At 56.8% G+C, this 15,000-nt stretch carries 15 protein-coding genes; 3 read left to right on the top strand and 12 right to left on the bottom strand.

The window, feature by feature from the left end; translation table 11 throughout:
- Window positions 1–315 precede the first annotated feature (315 nt).
- The 7 genes from AC0L6S_RS12510 to leuS all read right to left on the bottom strand — a co-directional run bounded on the left by AC0L6S_RS12510 (window position 316) and on the right by leuS (window position 6,586).
- Window positions 316–531 carry a DUF2788 domain-containing protein gene (locus AC0L6S_RS12510; protein WP_473424314.1) on the bottom strand — a complete coding sequence of 72 codons (216 nt, stop codon included), beginning with the start codon at window positions 529–531 and terminating at the stop codon, window positions 316–318.
- A gap of 14 nt (window positions 532–545) precedes the next feature.
- Entirely contained in the window at window positions 546–1,004 is a 459-nt protein-coding gene (locus AC0L6S_RS12505; protein ID WP_473424313.1) for a GFA family protein, read from the bottom strand.
- Between the two features lie 64 nt (window positions 1,005–1,068).
- A complete protein-coding gene (imuA, locus tag AC0L6S_RS12500; protein ID WP_473424312.1) occupies window positions 1,069–1,818 on the bottom strand; it encodes a translesion DNA synthesis-associated protein ImuA in 750 nt (249 codons plus the stop codon).
- Between the two features lie 355 nt (window positions 1,819–2,173).
- Window positions 2,174–2,359 carry a hypothetical protein gene (locus AC0L6S_RS12495; RefSeq protein ID WP_473424311.1) on the bottom strand — a complete coding sequence of 62 codons (186 nt, stop codon included), beginning with the start codon at window positions 2,357–2,359 and terminating at the stop codon, window positions 2,174–2,176.
- A 176-nt stretch (window positions 2,360–2,535) separates the two neighbouring features.
- Window positions 2,536–3,549 (bottom strand): DNA polymerase III subunit delta, encoded by a 1,014-nt coding sequence (gene holA, locus AC0L6S_RS12490; protein ID WP_473424310.1) that lies wholly within the window; start codon window positions 3,547–3,549, stop codon window positions 2,536–2,538.
- Window positions 3,549–4,121: an LPS-assembly lipoprotein LptE gene (locus tag AC0L6S_RS12485; RefSeq protein WP_473424309.1), complete on the bottom strand. Its 573-nt coding sequence runs from the start codon at window positions 4,119–4,121 to the stop codon at window positions 3,549–3,551. Before AC0L6S_RS12485 ends, holA begins: the two co-directional genes overlap by 1 nt.
- 11 nt (window positions 4,122–4,132) lie before the next feature.
- Entirely contained in the window at window positions 4,133–6,586 is a 2,454-nt protein-coding gene (gene leuS, locus AC0L6S_RS12480) for a leucine--tRNA ligase (protein WP_473424308.1), read from the bottom strand.
- A 480-nt stretch (window positions 6,587–7,066) separates the two neighbouring features.
- Here leuS and AC0L6S_RS12475 point away from each other — a divergent pair, with 480 nt between their 5' ends.
- Entirely contained in the window at window positions 7,067–8,440 is a 1,374-nt protein-coding gene (locus AC0L6S_RS12475) for a NosD domain-containing protein (protein ID WP_473424307.1), read from the top strand.
- A 31-nt stretch (window positions 8,441–8,471) separates the two neighbouring features.
- On the opposite strand, the gene lnt is transcribed toward AC0L6S_RS12475, so the two are convergent.
- The 5 genes from lnt to miaB all read right to left on the bottom strand — a co-directional run bounded on the left by lnt (window position 8,472) and on the right by miaB (window position 13,751).
- Window positions 8,472–9,983, bottom strand: a complete 1,512-nt coding sequence (gene lnt / locus AC0L6S_RS12470) for an apolipoprotein N-acyltransferase (protein WP_473424306.1) — start codon at window positions 9,981–9,983, stop codon at window positions 8,472–8,474.
- A 19-nt stretch (window positions 9,984–10,002) separates the two neighbouring features.
- Window positions 10,003–10,848 carry an HlyC/CorC family transporter gene (locus tag AC0L6S_RS12465; RefSeq protein WP_473424305.1) on the bottom strand — a complete coding sequence of 282 codons (846 nt, stop codon included), beginning with the start codon at window positions 10,846–10,848 and terminating at the stop codon, window positions 10,003–10,005.
- Window positions 10,845–11,327, bottom strand: a complete 483-nt coding sequence (ybeY, locus tag AC0L6S_RS12460; protein WP_473424304.1) for an rRNA maturation RNase YbeY — start codon at window positions 11,325–11,327, stop codon at window positions 10,845–10,847. The genes AC0L6S_RS12465 and ybeY overlap by 4 nt, the downstream gene beginning before the upstream one ends.
- Window positions 11,324–12,355 (bottom strand): PhoH family protein, encoded by a 1,032-nt coding sequence (locus AC0L6S_RS12455; protein ID WP_473424303.1) that lies wholly within the window; start codon window positions 12,353–12,355, stop codon window positions 11,324–11,326. Before AC0L6S_RS12455 ends, ybeY begins: the two co-directional genes overlap by 4 nt.
- A 64-nt stretch (window positions 12,356–12,419) precedes the next feature.
- Entirely contained in the window at window positions 12,420–13,751 is a 1,332-nt protein-coding gene (gene miaB / locus AC0L6S_RS12450) for a tRNA (N6-isopentenyl adenosine(37)-C2)-methylthiotransferase MiaB (protein WP_473424302.1), read from the bottom strand.
- A 204-nt stretch (window positions 13,752–13,955) separates the two neighbouring features.
- Here miaB and AC0L6S_RS12445 point away from each other — a divergent pair, with 204 nt between their 5' ends.
- Window positions 13,956–14,300: a DUF1820 family protein gene (locus tag AC0L6S_RS12445; RefSeq protein ID WP_473424301.1), complete on the top strand. Its 345-nt coding sequence runs from the start codon at window positions 13,956–13,958 to the stop codon at window positions 14,298–14,300.
- A gap of 39 nt (window positions 14,301–14,339) precedes the next feature.
- A complete protein-coding gene (locus AC0L6S_RS12440; RefSeq protein WP_473424300.1) occupies window positions 14,340–14,990 on the top strand; it encodes a c-type cytochrome in 651 nt (216 codons plus the stop codon).
- Window positions 14,991–15,000 lie beyond the last annotated feature (10 nt).

Here is a 15,000-nt window from a genome sequence, read left to right as displayed (position 1 = left end):
TGTCATTGTTCGGGAATTGCTGGGAGAGAGGCCCCATTGTGGTATCTATACTGTACATACATACAGTATTCTTGAGAGGGTGGCGTTTGTCCAGTGCGAGAGGAAACCTTACGGGGTAGCACCCGGGGACGTATCGCTTAATAGCACAGGACAAGTGGAGGCGTTGCTGCTGGTGATTTTACGAATGGTCGTGCCGATTCGTCGGCAATACCAGATTCTGGCTGTAAGAGTGGGCGATTTTCCGCGTTGATAAGGATGGGCTGGCTAACTTCAATTTCACAGCGATACCGTTACGGAAACAGTCGCGCAGATTGATTACAGCGAAGCGTTACCCGCATTTTCCAGCAGATACGTGATGATGACTTTCAGCAGGAAACCTGCAATGCCCATGGCGAGGCCGACGTACAGTATGATTGTGCCGAATTTCCCGGCGTTGCTGCGCCGGGCCAGATCCCACACGATAAAGAGCATAAACAGGATGAGGGCACCCACGCCCAGGGTAACGCCGTATTCTGTCAGCCAGTGATCCATTGACGTTGCTCTTCTCAGGCCTGTGTCCGGTAGTCCAGCGCCGCCTGAAATAGCGCAAGTCCATCGTCCGGTTGTGTTTCGAACTGTTTCACGCGTTCGGGTAGAACAAGCCAGGGCTGTTTGGTGACAGCCCACATATGAACCTCGGGCTCTACCTCGCTGGTGTCCTCCAGTGTGCCGGCCTGTAACTTGGCCAGCTCGGGGCTGGTGTCACCAATGCCGTAAATGATATTGCCGCAGCTGGCACAGCTATAGCGGGTATTGCTGTTGCCCTGCTCTGAAACGCGACTCCAGGATGTCAAAGCGCCTTCCAGCTGCAGGGTATCAGTGGTGATAACCAAGCCCAGGCTGAACGCGCTGCCTGTACGCTTCTGGCAACTGTGGCAGTGGCAGGCGTAGGTAAACAGGGGGGCAGCGCTAACGGTATAGGTGACAGCGCCGCATTGGCAACTGCCTCTCAGAGGAGTTTGCATCGCCGGGCTCCATATTCAGGTTGCGCTGATTATAGAGACTTTCAGCCGTTTTATCACAGGCGTGTCAGGCAACGGGTGCCGGTGTACCCATTGCCGCGCCGTGTGGATTACTGGCGTTCCAGACCGGAAGCTCCCACAGTTGTGGCTGTAGTGGCACCTCTTCTTCCGGGGATAAGTCCACATCAATAGATTGGTTGCCGCCACGCTGTTTGAGGATGTGTACCTTGCGATACTCCCGCATTTGCATACGCAGGCTGGACGGCGCATGGTTGCGGCCCGCCTGGTTGGGGCGGAACAGCACCGCCAGACTGTCGCCACTGGCAGCAGCGAGCTGCAGTTTGCGCAACTCCCCGTAGCTGTATTCCTGTGCCCCCAGCCAGCTGAATACCGCGCTGCAGGTACTGCTGCGCAGGGCTTGCTCGGTGGCCCATAACAGATCCTGCCTATTCTGGGGGTGGACCAGTAAAACCTGTTGGGTGTCGATACCCCGCGCCGCCAGCAGAGGGGCGTAAGGCCTGTAGGGCGGAGCGATAAACACCTGCCAGCGGCCCTGTGCACTGAGGCTTTCCATGGCCGGCAGAAACAGCCCCATGGAGCCCATCCCACAACCGTCGCTCAACAGCTCGATGGTGCTGTCCAGCGGCCAACCATTCTGTTGTAGCTCTGTATCCAGTGCCGAATAGCCAGTGGCAAGGCCCTGGGCTCCGTGGCAATCATTGTTCGCGGAGATTCCATGGTCCGCGAAATGGCGGTGGCGACCACGCCAGGTGTCGTTGCGATTGGTGACCTGCTCCAGCATCTCATTCATCTTCATGGCATTTGCCTCTTGGGTTAACTTGTCTATAACACTGTATGAACATACAGTAGTATTGAAAGTTGCAGAATGCAAGGTGTGAATTTTGTGAAGTTTTGTCGTTGGTGGGCCGAGTCGTCGGGAGGTTGCGTTACCGTGGTGACGGCCACAAGCTTGCCCGTGCTTGCGGGCGGCTGCGCAACTCGACCAAAAATGCTACGCATTTTTTGGGACTCGAACACTATCCATAAACAGGGGCAGGCTCTGCTCGCCGAAATCCCCCCGCAACAGTTGGCAAGCTTAAGCGTGGCCTGATTGTCACCAAGGTACTGCAACTCCCCGGGGCTCTCCTTCGTACCATAAAGCCACCAATGAATTACGGTGCGATGCTGGATAAGGTTTCAAGGGTGTGGCGCGGACCAGTGACAATCGGGCCGCGTTTAAGCTCGCTCTCCTCCTCGGAGGCTTTCTGCGAGCAGAGTTCGAATCCCAATTTTTTGCGCAGCAAAAAATGGTTGAGTTGCGCAGCAGCCGAGGAGGAGAGCGAGCTTGCGGCCGTCACTGGTTCGCTCCACACCCTTGGAACCGCCCGCTAGAAACCAGAACCAGCCCGCTTTCCCACAGATATACTGAAAGAGTCTGGAGTATGCCGCGATACCAGGTTAACTCGTGTCGGAAAGTCGGAAAGTCGGAAAGTCGAAAAGTCGGAAAGTCGGAAAGTCGGAAAGTCGGAAAGCGTTAAGCGGAGATTCGGCTGAGCCCGGTGACAAGGCGTTCGAGATTATCCCAGGGCTTGCCGCCGGCGAAACCCTTGATGCTGCCATCAACCTGCGAGGCTTGCTCCAGCAGCAGCGCCAGCGAGTTGGCATCGTGACGCGCCAGCGCCGCCTGCATGATGGGCATACGGTTTTGCCAGACACGCAGAGAAGAGAGCACTTGTTGCGGACTGCGGCCGTTGTCGCATTCCAGTTTTGCCTCGTACAATGTGCGAATCTCGCGGGCGAGCGCCCACAGTACCGCCGGTGGTTCAGAGCCTTCTGCGCGCAAGCCGTGCAACATGCGCAGGCTGGTGCTGGCATCGCCCTTGATCGCGTTGTCTGTCATTTCGAATACGTTATAGCGCGCGTTGTCAGAGACCGCATCGATGACCGTTTTCGTGGTGATGTTCGAATCGAGCGCCAGCAGTTTCAGTTTTTCGACCTCCTGTACCGCGGCGAGCAGGTTGCCCTCCACTCGATCACACAGCAGTTGCAGCGCATCGTCGTCGATACTCATACCCGCGCCGCGCACTCGCTGTTGCAGCCAGCGGGGCAGGCTTTTCGCATCCACCGGCCACACCTGAATGGTGACGCCGGCCTTGTCGAGCGCCTTGTACCATTTGCTGTTGGTGGACTGCTTGTCGATTTTGCCGGAGACGATCAGCAGGACATCGTCGCCGCTGCTGATATCCAGATATTCGCACAGGGCGCTGCTGCCCGGTGCGCCGGGCTTGCCACTGGGTAGGCGCAGTTCGACCAGCTTGCGCTCTGCAAACAGCGACATACTGGCAGCGCTGTGCAGAATATCCTGCCAGTTGAAGCCGGCGATATCGGCGTCGATGATTTCCCGCTCGCTACAGCCTGCCTCCCGAGCTTTCTGGCGGATCTGGTCACAGCACTCCTGCACTAACAGTGTCTCGTCACCACTGACAAGGTATACAGGAAGCAGGTCTTTCTGGAGGTGGCCAGCCAGTTTCTCAGGGTAGAGGCGCATTACTTGTTTTCGGGTGGGCTTTCTTGCGGATTGTCATCTGATTGGGATTCCTCCTGCAAGATGCTGGCCGCGTAGAAGCTGATGCGGCGTGTGATCTGCTGTGCCAGATCGGTGCGCATTTCACCCTTAATCAGGCGAATCTCGCTCTCCTTGCCGACCACGTTGCGCGGGTCGTTCTCCATTTGTTTGACGACGGTCACCGTGGTGGCGGGAACGATCTCTTTCTTGTTTGGGTCGAGGATCGAGAATTCAGAGCTCATGGTGAGTTCATATTCAGCGACACGTGCCTCGGAGTTTACCGAAAGGCTGCGCTGTTCAAAGCGCTCCGGGCCCAATAGAAGGTCGAAACTGGCCGTGTCGCCTTCTGACCACTGCACTCCGTTGGCGGCGAGCTGGGCTGTGACGGCCCGGCTGAATTCGCCATTGGGGCTGCCGGTCACCAGGTGCATATTTCTCCAGGCGTCCGGAATCGAGGCGCCGACATTACCCGTGCCGCGCAGGTGAAAGCCGCAGGAAGCCAGCAGCGCAGTGATGCCAAGGATCAAACCGTAGTGCGTGAAGCGCTTGTACATAGTGAGTCTCGCTATTTGGAATCGGCCACAATATTAACTAACTTACCCGGTACTACAATGACCTTGCGTACGCTGAGCCCGTCCAGAAATCGGCTCACGTTCGGCTGTGAGCGCGCCAGAGCCTCGACGGTGTCCTTGTCTGCCGCAGCCGGGACTTCCATCTTTGCACGCACTTTGCCATTCACCTGCACAACCATCTCGATACTGTCGCGGGTGAGGGCGCTCTCGTCAACAACGGGCCAGAGGGCGTTCAGGATATCGCCTTTGCCACCCAGAATTGGCCACAGCGCATGGCTAAGGTGCGGCACAATCGGGCTCAGCATCAGGACGATAGCGTGCAGCGCTTCATACAGTACGGCGCGGCTCTGAGGTTCGTCGTCCAGTTTACCCAGGTCATTGCACAGCTCCATGATCGCCGCGATCGCGGTATTAAATGTCTGGCGGCGGCCGTAATCATCGCCGACTTTGGCGATGGTTTCGTGCAGCTTGCGGCGAATGTTTTTTTGCTGATCGTTGAGCGCAGCCTTATCCAGTGCCGGAGAGGCCCCCGCTGCTGCATAGTTACCCGCCATCTTCCACAGCCGCTTGAGGAAGCGGTTGGCACCCTCCACACCCGAGTCTGACCATTCCAGGGATTGCTCCGGCGGCGCGGCAAACATGCTGAACAGGCGCACCGTGTCGGCACCGTAGCGCTCGATCAGCGATTGCGGGTCCACCGTGTTGCCTTTGGATTTGGACATCTTGGCGCCGTCTTTGAGCACCATACCCTGCGTGAGCAGGCGTACGAAAGGCTCGTCGGAACTGACCAGCCCCTCATCGCGCATCAGTTTGTGGAAGAAGCGCGAATACAGCAGGTGCAGGATCGCATGCTCGATGCCGCCGACATACTGATCCACTGGCGCCCAATAATCCGCCTCGCCGTCGAGCATGGCTTCATTGTTGTTGGCACAGCCGTAGCGCGCGTAATACCAGGACGATTCCATGAAGGTGTCGAAGGTATCCGTTTCCCGCGTGGCTGCGCCGCCGCAACTCGGGCATGTGGTCTGGTAGAACTCCGGCATTGTTTTGAGCGGTGAACCGACACCCTCAAATGCTATCTCGGTGGGCAGTATAACCGGTAGGTCTGCCGCCGGCACAGGCACTGCGCCGCAGCTGTCACAATTGATAATGGGAATAGGCGCGCCCCAGTAGCGCTGGCGTGAGACACCCCAGTCGCGCAGCCGGAAGTTAACCGTGCGCTTGCCCTTGCCCTCGTGTTCCAGGCGGTCTGCGATGGTGGCGAACGCCTGCTGGAAATCCAGGCCGTCGAATTCGCCGGAATTAACCAGTATACCTTTCTCGGTAAAGGCGGCCTGGCTGAGATCGCAGGTTTCATTCGCGGCGGGGGCAATAACCTGCACGATGGGTAAATCGTATTTTGTGGCGAATTCCCAGTCGCGCTGATCGTGGCCGGGTACCGACATTACCGCGCCGGAGCCATAGCTCATCAACACGAAGTTGGCAGCCCATACCGGAACCTCCTGACCAGTGAGCGGATGGATGGCGGTGACGCCGGTCGCCATGCCGAGTTTGTCCATCGTGGCCATATCGGCCTCAGCGACTTTGATATTGCCCTGCGATTCGATGAACGCTGCCAATGCCGGGTCAGTCTCAGCGGCGGTTTTTGCGATTGGGTGCTGCAACGCCACGGCGACATAGGTCACGCCCATCAGTGTATCCGGCCGAGTGGTATAGACACTGAGTGCGCTGCCATCCTTGAGCGTGAAGTCCAGATCGACCCCTTCAGAACGGCCGATCCAGTTGCGCTGCATGGTGCGCACTTGTTCCGGCCACTGATCCAGCGTGTCCAGGTCCGTCAGCAGCTGCTCGGCATAATCGGTGATCTTGATAAACCATTGGTCGATCTCCCGGCGCTCCACCGGGTTGTCACAACGCCAGCAGCAGCCGTCCACCACCTGCTCATTGGCCAGCACGGTCTGGTCGGTTTCGCACCAGTTCACCTCGGCCTTCTTCTTGTAGGCCAGGCCTTTTTCAAACAGCCGGGTGAAAAACCACTGTTCCCAGCGGTAATAGGAAGGATCGCAGGTCGCCAGTTCCCGTTCCCAGTCATATGCGAAGCCCAGTTGCTGCAATTGTTCGCGCATGTAATCGATATTCTGCGCCGTCCACTGCGCCGGCGGCACCTTGTGCTTGATGGCCGCATTTTCTGCGGGCAGGCCAAAGGCGTCCCAGCCCATGGGTTGCAGTACGTTTTTGCCCTGCATGCGCTGGTAGCGGGCGATCACGTCCGCAATGGTGTAATTACGCACATGGCCCATATGTAACTGACCGCTGGGATAGGGGAACATCGCCAGGCAATAAAATTTTTCCCGCGCGTCATCCTGCTGTACGGCGAAGCTTTTGTTGGTCAGCCAGTGTGTCTGGGCGGCCTTTTCCAGTGCCTGTGGGTTGTATTGTTGATCCATTGCGGGGTGCGCGATGCGTCCTTGGTGTCTGAAGGAATATCGGTCGGGGTAGGGCCTCAATGTGAGGCTTTCGCGAGCGAAAATTAATGCCGGATTCTAGCAGTAATTCGACAGACCTGCGAAGTTTGTAACTGGTCCTAATACCCCGATAGGGTGCCGTTCGTACACGCGGGGAGACAAACCGCTCCTGAGTAACGAATTTATACCATTCAAACATCAAGACCTACGTTATCTGGCAGGCTCAACATCCGGCCCCATCCCTATAGCAGCAGATGGGCGCCAAGGTTGCACAATATCAGTGCGACCACCTATTATTGACGGTAAGAACAGAACCAGCCGATATCGTAATTGACATTAGCCCGAACGGGCAAGTGCTCAAATCGAAGTGAGGGATAAGTTTTGATCAGCACCATAATAATAAAACTCGCACCAGCCTCCCACCGCTCAATTCGACCGCAATCCCGCCGAAAACCGGTAGCTATGCCTGCACTCTTGCTGCTGATGGTGGCAGGGTTGAGCGGCTGCAAACTCAGTCCGCTTGCAGCGGATTCCCAGCTTATCGGGTGCAGCAGTGCTGCTGACAGGGTACAAATCACACAAAACTCTCACCTCGATCCATCCTGTGTTTACACGGGGGGCTTTGAAATTTCAACGTCGAACGTCACCCTGGATTGTCGCAATGCGCTGATACAGGCACAGGGTTCGACAGGGTTGCGTGGCATAGTTATCGCCGCCCCGGAGGGTACGGCGCTCACCGGCGTTACGGTTCGTTCATGCCATGTGGAAGGCTTCTTGAACAGCTTGCGAATTCTACGAGAGGGTTTTCGCTCTTTTGAGCAAGGGGAAGAGTATCTAACACCAACTGATCAGATACTGCTGGAGAAGAATTACTTCAGTAAATCACACGGCGTCGGCGTCTACATTGATGCGTACGTGTCCGGTGTCACGGTACAGAAAAACCTGATAGCGGAGGCGGGAAGCACGGGTATCTATCTCGAGACGGGCTCACGCCGGAACACGATCGAGCAAAATTTTATAGTTAACAATGGTTTTCGGGAGAATGGGCCCAGCGGGCAATTGGCTACGCTCAATGGCATTGATTTCTGGTTTTGGGGGGTTGGCCGTGAAGGTTTGGCCATTGATGGCTCCTATGAAAATACGGTTCGGAGCAATCTCTTCGCAGGCAATAGCGCTGGCGGCCTCTTTCTGTATAAAAACTGTGGTGAATTCCCCGAGAGCCCCAGATACTTCGAGCGCCGGTTTCCCTCTGATAACAATCTAATTGAGCGCAACCTTTTCTGGGGAGGACGCAACGGGGTCTGGGTCGGGTCGAGAATGGGCGAAAACACTCTCCCGATGGAGTGCACCGACGATGCCTATATACAGGAGCCTGTGCGTAGGGTGGTGCTCGATTTCGCTGCCGACAATACCATCAGCTACAATTTATTTCGCGATGTCACTTACGGAATCAGGGTCGAGGACGACGGTAACAAAGTTATCGGAAACTCCTTCTATAGCTCCGACCCAGACTCTCACGCAGTGATTATTGGCACACCTGATCGTACCTCGGTACTGGGTCAACCTGTTACGGGAACGGAGCTCAAGTACAATATAGCCCATATTAGTGGCAATAAATTTCCCTATCGATGGGTTCATGGTCATGAGGACACGGTGTCGCAACTCAATCGCGCACTTGGTCGAACGGTTGAACTCTGTGAAGGTGAGCCACTTCCCCGCCAGCCGCTAATCTTTGTTATTGCCGCAGATGTAGCAGGGCCGGGCGGTACCCCGCCGGACACCACACCCGATCTCACTGTTCCTACGCTCAGTGCGCTTGAGGACTGCCCAAACTGACGGGTTGATAAAGTCTGGTCGTTCAGGGGCACTAGTTCTCCCGCCAGAACCCCAGATACATCAGCCACATAAGGATTAACCCGAGGAAGCAGGCGATCACCATTGGCTTGTTCCCAAAGCTGCTGAACGGCGTATTGCCCAGCATCGCCTCCGCCTGGCCAGTGAGAGTGGTCTCAACAAACTGCTCCGTGCGCTTCACGATTCGCCCCTGGTGGTCGATGATGGCAGAGATGCCATTGTTGGTCGCGCGCAACACATAGCGGCCATTTTCCCGCCCCCGCATCTGGGCGATCTGTAGGTGCTGCCAGGGCCCGATGGAGTCGCCGAACCAGCTGTCGTTGCTGATAGTGATCAGCAGTTCTGCATTCTGTGCATTCTCGGCCACCAGGCCGCCATAGACGATTTCATAGCAGATGAAGGGGGCGACGCGATACGCCCCGGATGACAGCGGCTTTTGTTTGGCCGGGCCGGAGCTGAAGGATGACATCGGCAGATCGAAGAAATCGATCAGGCCGCGCAGCTGGTTCTCCAGCGGCACATATTCACCGAACGGTACCAGGCGCTGTTTCAGGTAGGTGCCGCTGCCTGCCCCCAATGCGGCGATACCATTGTAGGATGCGGAACTGCCGGCCGCGCGATAGGGTGCACCGGTAATCAGCGTGGTGCCGGCTGCCGCCGCGCGCTGGCTGATCGGTTCCAGGAAATCCTGGGCCTGCTGAAAGTAATTGGGTACGGCTGATTCCGGCCAGATAACGATGTCGCGCCCCAGCAAGTCTTCGGTGGAGACCTGCAACTGTTGCAGGATGGTGTTGTACCATCGAGGGTCCCATTTGTGTTCCTGTGGGACATTGGGCTGAACCAGGGCGACGGTTATTGGCTGTTCATTGGCTTGCCCCACCCACTGTGTAGGCTTGAGTATGGCGCCGCCACCCCACAGTGTGATCAGCACTACTGCATAGGTGGTACAGGAGACGGCTTTGCGACTGCGCCACGCCAGAAACAGGCAGGTGCCCGAGATTGCGCAGATGAACGAGAGGCCGAAGACCCCGGTGATAGGGGCCCAGCCGGAGATCCAGGTCGACACGTGGGCATAGCCCAGATAAAGCCAGGGAAACCCGGTCAGTGCCCATTCCCGAAACCACTCAAATAGTACCCACAGGGCAGGGAACCCTACCAGCATACCTCCGGGAAGTGGGCGCACAAACCTCACGTATATCCAGGCGAAGAGGGCGTGAAACAGCGCCAGACCGGCACAGAACAGTGCTGTCAGCATCGCTGCCAGTGGCACGCTGGCGTTGCCGTGGACGTGGATGCTTACATAGATCCAGGAAACGCCGCTGCCAAACATGCCGAAGCCGTAAAGCCAGCCACGCCACAGGCCCTGTCTGGCGGAGCAGGTGCACAGCAGATGTGCGTAGAGGGCGCAGCTCAGAATGCCTGCGGGCCAGAAATCAAAGGGGGCCAGCGACAGCGTTACCAGCGCTCCGACCAGCGGCGCCCAGATCAGGACAAAGAGCGGATTCAGGCTGGATTCAGATCGCATCGACGTCGGTTCACAGGAGTTAATTCCGCGGCCGTTGCATGCGCAAGCTGTAAATCTTGCGCTGGTCGGCCTTGATCACCTCGAACCTGAAGCCATCAATTGTGGTGACTTCATGGCGTGCGGGCATATGTCCAAAAGCCTGAATGACCAAGCCGCCGATAGTGTCGAAATCGTCATCGCTGAAATTGCTGTCAAAATAGGTGTTGAACTCCTCGATGGGCGTAAGCGCTTTCACCATGAATTCGTTGTTGTCTATCATGTGGATATGACGGTCGACCTGGGCGTCTGTCTCGTCCTCGATTTCACCGACGATTTCCTCCAGCACATCTTCGATAGTGATGAGACCGGCGACCCCGCCGTACTCATCGATCACTATCGCCATATGATTGCGGTTCTCCCGGAATTCGCGCAGTAGGACGTTCAGGCGTTTGCTCTCCGGCACCACCATGGCGGGGCGCAGCAGATCCTCGATTCTGAAACTGTCGTTGTCCAGATTGAGTATCTGCGGCAGTAAATCCTTGGCCAGCAGAATCCCCAGAATCACGTCAGGACTGTCGCCGACAACCGGATAGCGGGAGTGGGCGGAGTGGATGATATGCGGCAGGGTGTCTTCCAGCGTGGCATCTGCTTTGATAATGACCATTTGCGAACGCGGAATCATAATGTCACGCGCCTGCATATCACTGACCTGCATCGCACCTTCCATGATGCTGTGGGCGTCCTGGTCGATAATCTCGTTTTCTACGGCAACTGTCAGCACATCTTCGAGGTCGCGGCGCGTGCGCGGTTCAGAGCTGAACAGCAAAGTGATTTTGTCTATCCAGGATCGATCGTTGTTGTCACTGCCGTTGCGGTCTTCGCTCATCGCGCGATACGCTCGCGTGATACGTGACTTTGGTAGGGACACTTGTAGTTCAACTGCCTGAGAATGGCGCTTTCGAGAGCTTCCATAATCTCTGCTTCTTCCTCTTTAATGTGATCATAACCGAGTAAGTGGAGTGTGCCGTGGACGGTCATATGCGCCCAGTGCGCGCTGACCGTTTTACCCTGCTGGTCGGCCTCTGTGATGACGACAGGGGCACAGATAACGATATCGCCCAGCAGTGGCACTTCCAGTTCTGTGGGGAGGTCGGCGGGGAAGGAGAGCACATTGGTAGCCCCTTCTTTGCCCCGGTAGTTGGTGTTGAGCTGAGCCATTTCCTCATCGTCCACCAGGCGAATACAGACTTCGGGCTGTTGCGCGGTTGTGCGCCCGGTGAGGGCGGCTCTGACCCAGCGGCGGAAATCTTCCGCAGGTGGAACAGCCTCGCAACTCGCATTCTGGAGATCCACAAGCGATTTCACAGCCGGTTCTTGTCCAGTGGTGCCGCAACCTCTTCGGCGTTGTCGTAAGCCTGCACGATACGCTGTACCAGGGGGTGTCGCACCACGTCCTTGTTGCCGAAATAGGTAAACCCCAGGCCCTCTACCTCTCCGAGAATATTACTCGCATGGGTGAGCCCGGAATGCGCGCCGCGCGGCAGGTCGATCTGTGTGGCATCGCCGGTGATGACCGCGGTAGAGCCAAACCCGATGCGGGTGAGAAACATTTTCATCTGCTCGCGGGTGGTGTTCTGTGCTTCGTCAAGAATGATGAAGGCATTGTTCAGGGTGCGGCCGCGCATGAAGGCCAGCGGCGCCACTTCGACAATATTGCGCTCGATGTATTTGTTGACGGTTTCAAACCCGAGCATCTCGTACAGCGCGTCATAGAGCGGCCGTAAATAAGGGTCAATTTTTTGGCTGAGATCGCCGGGCAGAAAGCCCAGCTTTTCGCCGGCTTCCACTGCCGGCCGGACCAGTAGAATGCGCCGTACGCGCTCTTCCAGTAACGCCTCAACTCCGCAGGCAACGGCCAGATAGGTTTTCCCGGTGCCGGCAGGCCCGATACCAAAATTGATATCACACTCCTTGATTGTTCGCACATAGGATTGTTGGTTTTCGCCGCGTGGCTTGATCGAGGCGCGTTTGGTACGGATGATCTGAATGGGCGCGATAGAAGTATCTGCGCTGGCACCCACCAGACTCTCCAGCCCGGCTTCCTGCAGTTGCAGGTGCAATGATTCGGGGCTCAGTGCCACATCCTGGCATATCTCGGCATACAGGTGCAGGAGCAACTGCTCAGCCGTTTTCACGGCATTGGCCGTACCCTCCAGTCGCATTTGATTGCCCCGAGCGCTTATAGTGATGCCAAGCCGATTCTCGATCTGGCGCAGATGGCTGTCGAGATGGCCGCACAACATCGCCAGATGACGCGCGTCATCCGGCTCAAGAGTCAGGGTTGCTTGGGTTAACTGTCGAGGAGACGGTTCCGGGGGAGGTTTGTTGTTCAAAATATCCTGTCGCCGCTATGGGCAATGTCAATATTCTTTAAGGATATACGGGAATTCACAGGCGTCAACCTACGATTCTCGCGCCGCGCAGTGAGTTGGGGAGTGCTTCGACAATCTTCACATCCACAAATTCACCGATCAATGAATGGTCTGTCGCCGAGAAATTCACCGCGCGATTATTTTCAGTGCGGCCCTGCAACTGTCCGGGGTCTTTTTTGGATACCCCGGTAACCAGAATGCGCTGTGTGGTGTCGATCATGCTGCGGCTGATCTCGGCGGCGTGTTGCAGGATGCGCGTCTGGAGTATCTGCAATCGCTGTTTCTTGGTTTCTTCGTCGGTTTCATCTGGCAACTCTGCCGCCGGGGTGCCGGGGCGGGCGCTATAGACGAAGCTGAAGGAACTGTCGAAGCCGATCTCCTCGATCAGCTTCATGGTGGCGGCAAAATCCGTCTCGGTTTCGCCGGGGAAACCGATGATGAAGTCCGATGACAGGCTGATATTGGGGCGAATTTTCCGCAGGCGGCGTATTTTGGATTTGTACTCCAGCACGGTGTGGCCGCGTTTCATCGCCGCCAGAATGCGATCTGAGCCGCTCTGCACTGGCAGGTGCAGGTGATCCACCAGCTGTGGTATGTCTGCATAGGCAGCAATCAACGCGTCGGAGAACTCCACGGGGTGAGACGTGGTGTAGCGGATGCGCTCAATGCCCGGGATGCGGGCGACAAAATACAGCAATTCTGCGAAATCAACGATCTCATCATCGTGGCTGAGCCCGCGATAGGCGTTGACATTCTGCCCCAGCAGATTGACTTCGCGCACCCCGTCCTGCGCGAGGTGGGCGATTTCGGCGATGACATCGTCCACCGGTCGCGACACCTCTTCACCACGCGTATAGGGCACGACGCAGAAGGTGCAGTACTTGCTGCAGCCCTCCATGATGGATACGAAGGCGCAGGGGCCCTCCACTTTCGGTTGCGGTAGATTGTCGAATTTTTCGATTTCCGGGAAGCTGACGTCGACGACCAGTGTGCCGGCTGAACCGCGCTGCTCCATCATTTGCGGCAGCCTGTGCAGTGTCTGGGGGCCGAATACCAGGTCCACATACGGTGCGCGGCGACCAATTTCGGCGCCCTCCTGGCTGGCCACGCAGCCGCCGACACCGATGATGAGGTTGGGGTTTTTCTGTTTCAGCTGCTTCCAGCGCCCGAGCTGGTGAAATACCTTTTCTTGCGCTTTTTCCCTTATAGAACAGGTATTTAGAAGCAATACATCAGCGTCCTCCGGGTTGTCCGTCGGGGTCATGTCATGGCTGAGTTGCAATAGATCACGCATACGGGATGAGTCGTATTCGTTCATCTGGCAGCCGTGGGTCTTGATGTAGAGTTTCTTGCTCACCGGGTTATTGCAGTGCGTCTGCCGCTCTATCTGAAAAAGGGGCGCGGATTATACCCAGTTCGGGGGGGCAAACCTAGTGCCTGAGAGGTGGCGCGGAAACTGGTATTCTGCGGCTATGGTGTTAATATTGCCGGCCGCCAAAATCCGGCGGCCTGTCGCCGCTGGCAGGTGGGCACATTGCGAGATTCGATACACGAGATGACAATGGCAAACCAACCCGTATACAAGGTGATTTTTCAAAACGGCAACCAGGTGTTTGAGGTGTTCGCCCGTCAGATATACCAGAGTGATATGTGGGGCTTCATCGAGGTGGAAGAGTTCGTGTTTGGTGAGCGCTCGCAGATTCTGGTGGATCCGAGTGAGGAAAAGCTCAAGAATGAATTCAGTGGTGTGAAGCGCAGTTATATCCCGCTGCAGGCTATCATCCGCATCGATGAGGTGGACAAGGAGGGCAGTAGTAAAGTGTCTGATGTCACCACCTCCGAGAGTAACGTCGCCAGTTTCCCGTTCGCGGGGTTTCCGCCCGGACAGAAGGGCGGCGAAGAGTAAACCCGTGCCCGATTGCCTATGTCACATCGCAGCAACGTGATGTCAAAGCTTCCCCTAAAAATTGTGTTTCTCTGCATTGGTTTTGGCGCGATCGCGGCGCAGGTGGTGGCGGATGTCAACCCCTTCGATGAGGAGTCGGTGAACCGGGGTGCGCAGCTCTACGACCTCTACTGCAGTGACTGCCACGGTGCCGATACCGCATTTCAGTATGAGGAACTCTACGATACTGCGGAAGCGGACGCCTCTGAGGACTATGCCGAGTTGGTCGAACTGGTGCGTGGCGCGGCGACTCCGCAAACGACAGTGACGGTGGACGAGGACTGGCCCGAATGGGCTGACAACCCTGCCCCGGAAGTGGAGGCGGATGTCAGGGCGGATGTGCTTGGAACGGTAACGCGGGCGATTGATTCCTATCACGGCGCTCCGCTGGAGTCTGAAACCTTTGAAAGTTTTGCGGGCGATGCCAGTTATCGCAACGCCGATGAATTTGACCCCGTGCCCGGTGCTACCAACCTCGCTGACCCAACGGCCTATTTTTACGGTATTTCGGAGCAGGAGCTTTACGATAGCATCGCCAACGGCACGAGTGCAGCCATGCCCGGATGGGAAATTGAACTGGGTGGTGAAGATGCCGTCTGGGATCTGGTGAACTATATCCGCAGCCTGTGGGGCGAGGAGTGGCGGTACTAGTTAGCCGACC

It is taken from the genome of Halioglobus sp. D3-4 (assembly GCF_055809315.1).
The sequence above is the reverse complement of the archived record's forward strand: the minus strand, read 5'-3'. Positions and strand labels throughout refer to the sequence as shown.

Bases quoted from the DNA above. Each gene is read 5' to 3' on its own strand.
- holA (WP_473424310.1), bottom strand. From the start codon at position 3,549: ATGCGCCTCTACCCTGAGAAACTGGCTGGCCACCTCCAGAAAGACCTG.
- AC0L6S_RS12465 (WP_473424305.1), bottom strand. From the start codon at position 10,848: ATGAGCGAAGACCGCAACGGCAGTGACAACAACGATCGATCCTGGATA.
- AC0L6S_RS12475 (WP_473424307.1), top strand. From the start codon at position 7,067: ATGCCTGCACTCTTGCTGCTGATGGTGGCAGGGTTGAGCGGCTGCAAA.
- AC0L6S_RS12510 (WP_473424314.1), bottom strand. From the start codon at position 531: ATGGATCACTGGCTGACAGAATACGGCGTTACCCTGGGCGTGGGTGCC.
- leuS (WP_473424308.1), bottom strand. From the start codon at position 6,586: ATGGATCAACAATACAACCCACAGGCACTGGAAAAGGCCGCCCAGACA.
- AC0L6S_RS12505 (WP_473424313.1), bottom strand. From the start codon at position 1,004: ATGCAAACTCCTCTGAGAGGCAGTTGCCAATGCGGCGCTGTCACCTAT.
- imuA (WP_473424312.1), bottom strand. From the start codon at position 1,818: ATGAAGATGAATGAGATGCTGGAGCAGGTCACCAATCGCAACGACACC.
- AC0L6S_RS12485 (WP_473424309.1), bottom strand. From the start codon at position 4,121: ATGTACAAGCGCTTCACGCACTACGGTTTGATCCTTGGCATCACTGCG.
- AC0L6S_RS12445 (WP_473424301.1), top strand. From the start codon at position 13,956: ATGGCAAACCAACCCGTATACAAGGTGATTTTTCAAAACGGCAACCAG.
- lnt (WP_473424306.1), bottom strand. From the start codon at position 9,983: ATGCGATCTGAATCCAGCCTGAATCCGCTCTTTGTCCTGATCTGGGCG.
- AC0L6S_RS12440 (WP_473424300.1), top strand. From the start codon at position 14,340: ATGTCAAAGCTTCCCCTAAAAATTGTGTTTCTCTGCATTGGTTTTGGC.